Source organism: Streptomyces silvae, from assembly GCF_016745505.1.
Lineage (GTDB): Bacteria > Actinomycetota > Actinomycetes > Streptomycetales > Streptomycetaceae > Streptomyces > Streptomyces silvae.
Genome location: NZ_JAERUC010000169.1, coordinates 1 through 7,280, shown reverse-complemented (window position 1 = coordinate 7,280; position 7,280 = coordinate 1). Strand labels below are relative to the sequence as shown.

The following is a 7,280-nucleotide window of genomic DNA, read 5'->3' as shown; positions in this document are numbered from 1 at the left end:
GCCTCAATCGCCGGCGGGGCTTGATTTGGCTGGTGTGGGGGTCGGACGACGAGGCTGAGTGTGGCCCGTGTCGGGGATCGCCTGAATTGGCCCCGTGACGGAGACCGGCGCGGCTTGATCGGGTCTGTTTCGGCGGGCCGTGGGGCGGGGCGCCGATACGCTCGGGGTATGGGTACTCCGGCACATCCCCTTCCGACCCCGTCCACCCAGGCCGGCCGTGACGGTCTCGCCGTGCTTCTCGAGCGGCCCGGGCGTGCGGTCGTCGCGTTGGACTTCGACGGCACGCTGGCCGACATCGTCCCGGATCCGGAGCAGTCCCGGGCGCACCCCGATGTCCTGCCGGCCCTCTCCGCGCTCGCCCCGCAGGTCGCCGCGGTCGCCGTGATCACCGGGCGGCCCGCCGACACCGCCGTGCGGTACGGCGGCTTCGCCGGGGCGGCCGGGCTGGATCATCTCGTCGTCCTCGGGCACTACGGCGCCGAGCGCTGGGACGCCGCCACCGCCACCGTGCACGCCCCCGCCCCGGACCCCGGCGTCGAGGGTGCTCTGGCGGAGCTCCCGGCCGTGCTGGCGGGGACCGGTGCCGGTGAGGGCACCTGGATCGAGGAGAAGGGCCGCGCGGTCGCCGTGCACACCCGCCGGGCCGCCGACCCGCAGGGCGCCTTCGAGGCCCTGCGCGGGCCCCTCGGGGATCTCGCCGCCCGCCACGGCCTGATCGTCGAGCCGGGCCGCCTCGTCCTGGAGCTGCGTCCGCCGGGCGTGGACAAGGGCGTGGCGCTGGAGGAGTACGTGAAGGAGACCGGCGCCGAGGCCGTGCTGTACGCCGGTGACGACCTCGGTGACCTCGCCGCGTACGCCGCCGTGGAGAAGCTCCGCGACCGGGGCGTCGCCGGACTGCTGGTGTGCAGCGGCACGGAGGTCCCCGAACTCGCCGAGCGGGCCGACCTGGTGCTGTCGGGCCCGGCGGCGGTCGCGGAGCTGCTGCACTCGATCGCCCGGCGGATCACACCGCCCTAGCCCCGCAGCGCGTCCAGCTGGTCCAGGAACCACTGCTGCGGCGGCAGCGCGGTCGCCGCCGCGGCCAGGCGCTTCGTGCGGGCACCCCGCTCGTCGGGGTCCATCGTGAGCGCCTCGTGCAGCGCCGCCGCCGTGGCCGACACGTCGTACGGGTTGACCACGATCGCGTCCTCGCCCAGCTCCTCGTACGCCCCCGCCTCCCGGGAGAGCACCAGCGCGCAGCCGTGGTCCGAGACGACCGGGACCTCCTTGGCGACCAGGTTCATGCCGTCGCGGATCGGGTTGACCAGGGCCACGTCCGCCAGCCGGTACGCCGCCAGGGAGCGGGCGAAGTCGTCGTCGACGTGGAGCAGGACCGGGGTCCAGCCCTCCGTGCCGTACTCGGCGTTGATGGCGTCGGCGACCCGCTGGACCTCCGCCGTGTAGTCGCGGTAGACCGCGAGGTCCTGCCGCGAGGGGTAGGCGAAGGCGATGTGCACCACACGCTCGCGCCATTCGGGGCGCTCCTCCAGCAGCGCACGGTAGGCGTGCATGCCACGGACGATGTTCTTGGAGAGCTCCGTGCGGTCCACCCGCACGATCGTGCGCCGGTCCGCGCCCACCTGCTCCCGAAGGATCTCCATGCGGTCGTCCACGTCCGCCTCACGGGAGCGGCGGCGCAGGAAGTCCGCGTCGGCGCCCAGTCCGTGCACCCCGATCCGGGTGCGGCCGGTGCCGCCGAGGATCTCCGTGCAGCAGCTGATAAAGGCGTCCGCCCAGCGGCGGGTCAGGAACGCGGCGCGGTCGGCGCCCAGGATGCCCTTGAGGAGCTGCTCGCCGATGTCGTCGGGGAGCAGCCGGAAGTAGTCGACGGGCGCCCAGGGGGTGTGCGAGAAGTGCCCGATCCGCAGGTCGGGGCGGAGCTCGCGGAGCATGCCCGGGACCAGCGAGAGGTGGTAGTCCTGCACCAGGACCGAGGCGCCCTCGCCGGCCTCCTCCGCGAGCGCCTCGGCGAAGGCCCGGTTGTACGCCTCGTAGGAGGCCCACTGCCGGCGGAACTCCGCGTCGAAGACGGGCTCCAGCGGCGTCTGGTAGATCATGTGGTGGACGAACCAGAGCACGGAGTTCGCGATGCCGTTGTACGCGTCGGCGTGCACCCCGGCGTCGATGTCGAGCATCCGTACGCCGGTCTCGGAGACCCCGCGCCGGACCGCCTCGCGGTCGCCGTCGCCGAGCGCGGCGCACACCCACAGCTTGTCGTCGACGGCGCTGAGGCCGGAGACCAGCCCGCCACCGCCCCGTTTCGAGTCGAGCGTGCCGTCCTCCCGCAGTGCGTACGACACGGGGCCGCGGTTGGACGCGACGAGGACCTGGGCGGCGTGCTCGGAGACCATGTACCCGAACCTAGCCCGTTCGGGAAGCCGCCAAACGTGAAGCGGGTGTGGAGCCGGGCGCGGAGCGGGTGCGGAGCCGGGTGTGCGGCCGGGCGCGGAGGCGGGCGTGCGGCCGGGCGTGGAGGCGGGCGTGCGGCCGGGCGTGAAGAACCGTTACGCCGCACTCCGTGACGCGTACTCCGCGATCTCCCGCATCGGCGGCCTCTCCTCGGTGTCCACCGCATGGGTGTGCGGGACGAATCCGCCGGGCCCCCGCTCGAACTGGGTGATCTCGGGCCGCACGAGAGGCCCCCGGGAGAGCCGCTGCTGCGCCGTCCGGTAGATCGTCGCCGCCATCCGCCCGAGGGCCTGGCCGTCCTGGTGGCGGTGTTTGCGTACGCCCACGTCGACCTGTGCCAGCGCGTCCAGGCCGACCGTGTGCAGCGCGTCGACGAGCAGGCCCAGCTCCACTCCGTAACCGACGGGGAAGGGGAGCCGCTCCAGGAGGGAGCGCCGCACGGCGTACTCGCCGCCCAGCGGCTGGACGAAGCCCGCCAGCATCGGCCAGTGCAGATTGAGCAGCGGGCGCGCCACCAGTTCGGTCACCCGGCCGCCCTGGCCTGCGGCTTCGCCCAGCGGGCGGTCGTACATGGCCTTGACGAACTGCACCTGCGGGTCGGTCAGCAGGGGGCCGACGATCCCGGAGACGAAGTCCGCCGAGAAGTCCTTGAGGTCCGCGTCGACGAAACAGACGATGTCACCGCTGGTGACGAGCAGCGAGCGCCACAGCACCTCGCCCTTGCCGGGCAGGGCGGGGATCCGGGGGAGGATCGCGTCCCGGTGCACGACCCGGGCGCCGGCCCGCCGCGCTGTGTCGGCGGTGGCGTCGGTGGAACCGGAGTCGATCACCACCAGTTCGTCGACGAGCTGGACCTTCTCCATCAGCTCGCGCCGGATCTCCGCGACGATCGCGCCGACCGTCGCCTCCTCGTTCAGCGCGGGCAGGACGACGCTCACGCGCGAGCGGTGCGGATCGCGCGCCCGGGCGGCCGTGAGCCGGTCCAGCGGGCGGTCGGCAGCAGACCAGGAACGCCCGCTCAGCCAGCGTTCCACCTCTTCCAGCACGGTCGATACTCCCTGTATGTGATCCATCTCGCGGTTCGGACGACTATCTCAACCGTCCGGTGCTTCGGTTACAGTCTTGAACAACGCGGATGACCCTCGCATGTCGGGGTCGGTCCGCGAATAAACGCCCGGATCCATGGTCCGGTGCCATAGCGCTCATCCAGAGGGACTGAGGGAACGGCCCGTTGAAGTCCCGGCAACCCTCCTGCCGACCGCGAGGTCACGGTGGGGAAGGTGCCAATTCCGTCTTGTGGCGAAATACGTCGCAAGGAAGATGAGGAGAAAGGGCCTCCGCCATCATGGCCGTGCAGACAGTTGCAGCCGACACCAATTCTTCCACCGTGGACCTCGGTCCCGCCGCAGCACTTTCCTGCCGCGAATGCGGTGAACGTTTCGCGCTCGGTCCCATTTTCGCCTGCGCGTCCTGTTTCGGGCCGCTCGAAGTGGCGTACGACCTGCCGAGCGGCTCCCCCGAAGAGCTGAAGAAGCGCATCGCCGAGGGCCCCGACAACATCTGGCGTTACGCGCCGCTGCTGCCCGTCCCCTCCGATGTCGCGGAGAAGCCCAACATCAACCCCGGTTTCACGAAGCTGGTGAAGGCCGACAACCTGGCCCGCGAGCTGGGCGTGACCGGCGGTCTGTACGTCAAGGACGACTCCGGCAACCCGACGCACTCCTTCAAGGACCGTGTCGTCGCCATCGCCGTCGAGGCCGCCCGCGCCTTCGGGTTCACCACCCTCTCCTGCTCCTCCACCGGCAACCTCGCCGGTGCGGTGGGCGCCGCCGCGGCCCGTGCCGGCTTCCGGTCCTGCGTGTTCATCCCGCACGACCTGGAGCAGGGCAAGGTCGTCATGGCCGCGGTGTACGGCGGCGAGCTGGTCGGCATCGAGGGCAATTACGACGACGTCAACCGCTTCTGCTCGGAGCTCATCGGCGACCCGCTCGGCGAGGGCTGGGGCTTCGTCAACGTCAACCTCCGGCCGTACTACGGCGAGGGCTCCAAGACCCTGGCGTACGAGATCTGCGAGCAGCTCGGCTGGAAGCTGCCCGACCAGATCGTCATCCCGATCGCGTCCGGCTCGCAGCTGACGAAGATCGACAAGGGCCTCCAGGAGCTGATCAAGCTCGGCCTGGTCGAGGACAAGCCGTACAAGATCTTCGGCGCCCAGGCCGAGGGCTGCTCCCCGGTCTCCGCCGCCTTCAAGGCCGGCCACGACGTCGTGCGCCCGCAGAAGCCGAACACCATCGCCAAGTCCCTGGCGATCGGCAACCCGGCCGACGGCCCGTACGTCCTGGACATCGCCCGGCGCACCGGCGGCGCCGTGGAGGACGTGAACGACGAGCAGGTCGTCGACGCGATCAAGCTGCTGGCCCGCACCGAGGGCATCTTCGCGGAGACCGCGGGCGGGGTGACGGTCGGCGTGACGAAGAAGCTGATCGACGCCGGCCTGCTGGACCCGTCCCTCACCACCGTCGTCCTGAACACCGGCGACGGACTGAAGACGCTCGACGCGGTCGCCCCCACGACCGGCCTGTCGGCGACGATCCGGCCCAGCCTGGACGCGTTCCGCGACGCGGGCCTCGCCGCCGCCAACTGACCACCCGAGACCGAAGGAAGGCACCCACATGAGCGTCAAGGTCCGTATCCCCACCATCCTCCGCACCTACACGGGCGGCCAGGCCGAGGTCCCGGCGGAGGGCGCGACCCTCTCCGAGGTCATCGCCTCCCTGGAGCAGAACCACCCGGGCATCGGTGCCCGCGTCCTGGACGACCAGGGCAAGCTGCGCCGCTTCGTCAACGTGTACGTCAACGACGACGACGTGCGCTTCGAGGGCGGCCTGGACGCGGTCACCCCGGACGGCGCCGGCGTCTCGATCATCCCGGCGGTCGCCGGAGGCTGATCGCGCGGTGGCGGGCCCGCTCCGGCTGCCCGACCGCACAGAGTGAACAGAATGGCCCCCTCCGCGAGAGAAGCGGAGGGGGTCATTCTGCATGGTTGAGCGCGGTACAGTTGGGGAAGTCCCCGCAGCTGCCCGTGCCCCCCGCATATGAGAATGCGCCCGGCCGCGACAAGAAGCAGCCAAAGTACGTGAACTCCTTGAGGCATAAGTGGCCTTTGTCAGGCCCGACTTGCCCTGGAATCTTGTGAATTACCCCTATGCGTGCGATCACGCGTGCCCAGAATTCTCGTCCGATTGACCTGTTGCAGAGGGCAGTTGGGCAGATACATTCGGCCGCGGTCGACGCGTTCCGGCGCACGCCACCCTCTCCTGTCGGAGGGTGAGTTCTGACCCGGGCCCGCGAAGTGCGGTGCTCGTGCAAGGGCCAGTAATAGGGGAGTTAGGCATGGCTCAGGGCACCGTCAAGTGGTTCAACGCGGAGAAGGGGTACGGCTTCATCGCGGTCGACGGTGGTGCGGATGTTTTCGTCCACTACAGCGCGATCCAGATGGACGGGTACCGCACCCTCGAAGAGGGTCAGCGAGTTGAATTCGAGATCTCGCAGGGCCAGAAGGGGCCCCAGGCCGACATGGTCAAGCTCGCCGTCGGCTGAGCTCGGCGCGGTCGTCCGACGACACTACTCACGCACGTGAGGCCCGTACCCCGGTCAGGGGTCCGGGCCTCACGTGCGTCCGCACGCCCCCCAAGGTTGTCCACATCCCGAGGACGACGCTTGCGCCCGCCCGTCGCCCGACCGCCACCCCACAGCGAGCCTTCTTCGAAGGCGCTTGCACTCTCTGGGGTCGAGTGCTAATCATTGGCGTTAGCACTCTCCAGGTGAGAGTGACAGAAACTTGGACCGGGCCGGTGAGGCCCGCAGGCACGGTGGAGCAATGAACCACCGCGCACGCTGGCCGTCCGTCGCGGGCGCCTCTCGGTCCGGAGAAATCCACCCCTGTCCGGGAGGACCACTTCACATGGCCAAGATCATCGCGTTCGACGAGGAGGCACGGCGCGGTCTCGAGCGCGGGATGAACCAGCTCGCCGACGCCGTCAAGGTCACCCTCGGCCCCAAGGGCCGTAACGTCGTCCTCGAGAAGAAGTGGGGCGCGCCCACGATCACCAACGATGGTGTTTCCATCGCCAAGGAGATCGAGCTCGAGGACCCGTACGAGAAGATCGGTGCGGAGCTGGTCAAGGAGGTCGCCAAGAAGACGGACGACGTCGCCGGCGACGGTACGACCACCGCCACCGTTCTCGCCCAGGCGCTCGTCCGCGAGGGCCTGCGCAACGTCGCCGCGGGTGCCAACCCGATGGCTCTCAAGCGTGGCATCGAGAAGGCCGTCGAGGCCGTCTCCGCCGCTCTGCTGGAGCAGGCGAAGGACGTGGAGACCAAGGAGCAGATCGCTTCGACGGCCTCCATCTCCGCTGCCGACACCGAGATCGGCGCCAAGATCGCCGAGGCGATGGACAAGGTCGGCAAGGAAGGCGTCATCACCGTCGAGGAGTCCCAGACCTTCGGTCTGGAGCTGGAGCTCACCGAGGGTATGCGCTTCGACAAGGGCTACATCTCGGCGTACTTCGCCACCGACATGGAGCGCATGGAGTCGTCGTTCGACGACCCGTACATCCTGATCGTCAACTCCAAGATCAGCAACGTGAAGGACCTCCTTCCGCTGCTCGAGAAGGTCATGCAGTCGGGCAAGCCCCTGCTGATCATCGCGGAGGACGTCGAGGGCGAGGCTCTGTCGACGCTGGTCGTCAACAAGATCCGTGGCACCTTCAAGTCCGTGGCCGTCAAGGCTCCGGGCTTCGGTGACCGCCGCAAGGCCATGCTCGGCGACA

The 7,280-nt window shown here is 69.8% G+C and carries 7 protein-coding genes and 1 riboswitch; of the genes, 5 read left to right on the top strand and 2 right to left on the bottom strand.

Annotated elements, in window-relative coordinates; all coding sequences use genetic code 11:
* Positions 1–168: 168 nt before the first annotated feature.
* Positions 169–1,017: a trehalose-phosphatase gene (otsB, locus tag JKV81_RS26610; RefSeq protein ID WP_129264889.1), complete on the top strand. Its 849-nt coding sequence runs from the start codon at positions 169–171 to the stop codon at positions 1,015–1,017.
* Here the strand turns inward: otsB and JKV81_RS26605 are convergent.
* Entirely contained in the window at positions 1,014–2,390 is a 1,377-nt protein-coding gene (locus JKV81_RS26605) for an alpha,alpha-trehalose-phosphate synthase (UDP-forming) (RefSeq protein WP_202078148.1), read from the bottom strand. The genes otsB and JKV81_RS26605 overlap by 4 nt on opposite strands.
* A 153-nt stretch (positions 2,391–2,543) precedes the next feature.
* The gene (locus JKV81_RS26600) at positions 2,544–3,494 is read right to left on the bottom strand and encodes a glucosyl-3-phosphoglycerate synthase (protein ID WP_124275958.1); all 951 of its coding nucleotides are present in this window, start codon (positions 3,492–3,494) and stop codon (positions 2,544–2,546) included.
* Between the two features lie 153 nt (positions 3,495–3,647).
* A riboswitch (SAM riboswitch) is annotated at positions 3,648–3,775 on the top strand.
* Positions 3,776–3,793: 18 nt separating this feature from the next.
* On the opposite strand from JKV81_RS26600, the gene thrC reads away from it, so the two are divergent.
* From thrC to groEL, 4 genes are all read left to right on the top strand, one after another.
* Positions 3,794–5,092 (top strand): threonine synthase, encoded by a 1,299-nt coding sequence (gene thrC / locus JKV81_RS26595; protein WP_129264891.1) that lies wholly within the window; start codon positions 3,794–3,796, stop codon positions 5,090–5,092.
* A gap of 28 nt (positions 5,093–5,120) precedes the next feature.
* Positions 5,121–5,396, top strand: coding sequence for a MoaD/ThiS family protein (locus JKV81_RS26590; RefSeq protein ID WP_099174090.1), 276 nt, complete (start codon positions 5,121–5,123; stop codon positions 5,394–5,396).
* A 445-nt stretch (positions 5,397–5,841) separates the two neighbouring features.
* Positions 5,842–6,048 (top strand): cold-shock protein, encoded by a 207-nt coding sequence (locus JKV81_RS26585; RefSeq protein ID WP_003967346.1) that lies wholly within the window; start codon positions 5,842–5,844, stop codon positions 6,046–6,048.
* Positions 6,049–6,412: 364 nt separating this feature from the next.
* Positions 6,413–7,280 (top strand): chaperonin GroEL (gene groEL, locus JKV81_RS26580; protein ID WP_202078146.1); only part of this gene is annotated, 868 nt, incomplete at its 3' end.

Excerpts from the sequence above, each read along its gene's own strand:
- JKV81_RS26590 (WP_099174090.1), top strand. The coding sequence starts at position 5,121 with ATGAGCGTCAAGGTCCGTATCCCCACCATCCTCCGCACCTACACGGGC.
- thrC (WP_129264891.1), top strand. The coding sequence starts at position 3,794 with ATGGCCGTGCAGACAGTTGCAGCCGACACCAATTCTTCCACCGTGGAC.
- JKV81_RS26605 (WP_202078148.1), bottom strand. The coding sequence starts at position 2,390 with ATGGTCTCCGAGCACGCCGCCCAGGTCCTCGTCGCGTCCAACCGCGGC.
- JKV81_RS26585 (WP_003967346.1), top strand. The coding sequence starts at position 5,842 with ATGGCTCAGGGCACCGTCAAGTGGTTCAACGCGGAGAAGGGGTACGGC.
- otsB (WP_129264889.1), top strand. The coding sequence starts at position 169 with ATGGGTACTCCGGCACATCCCCTTCCGACCCCGTCCACCCAGGCCGGC.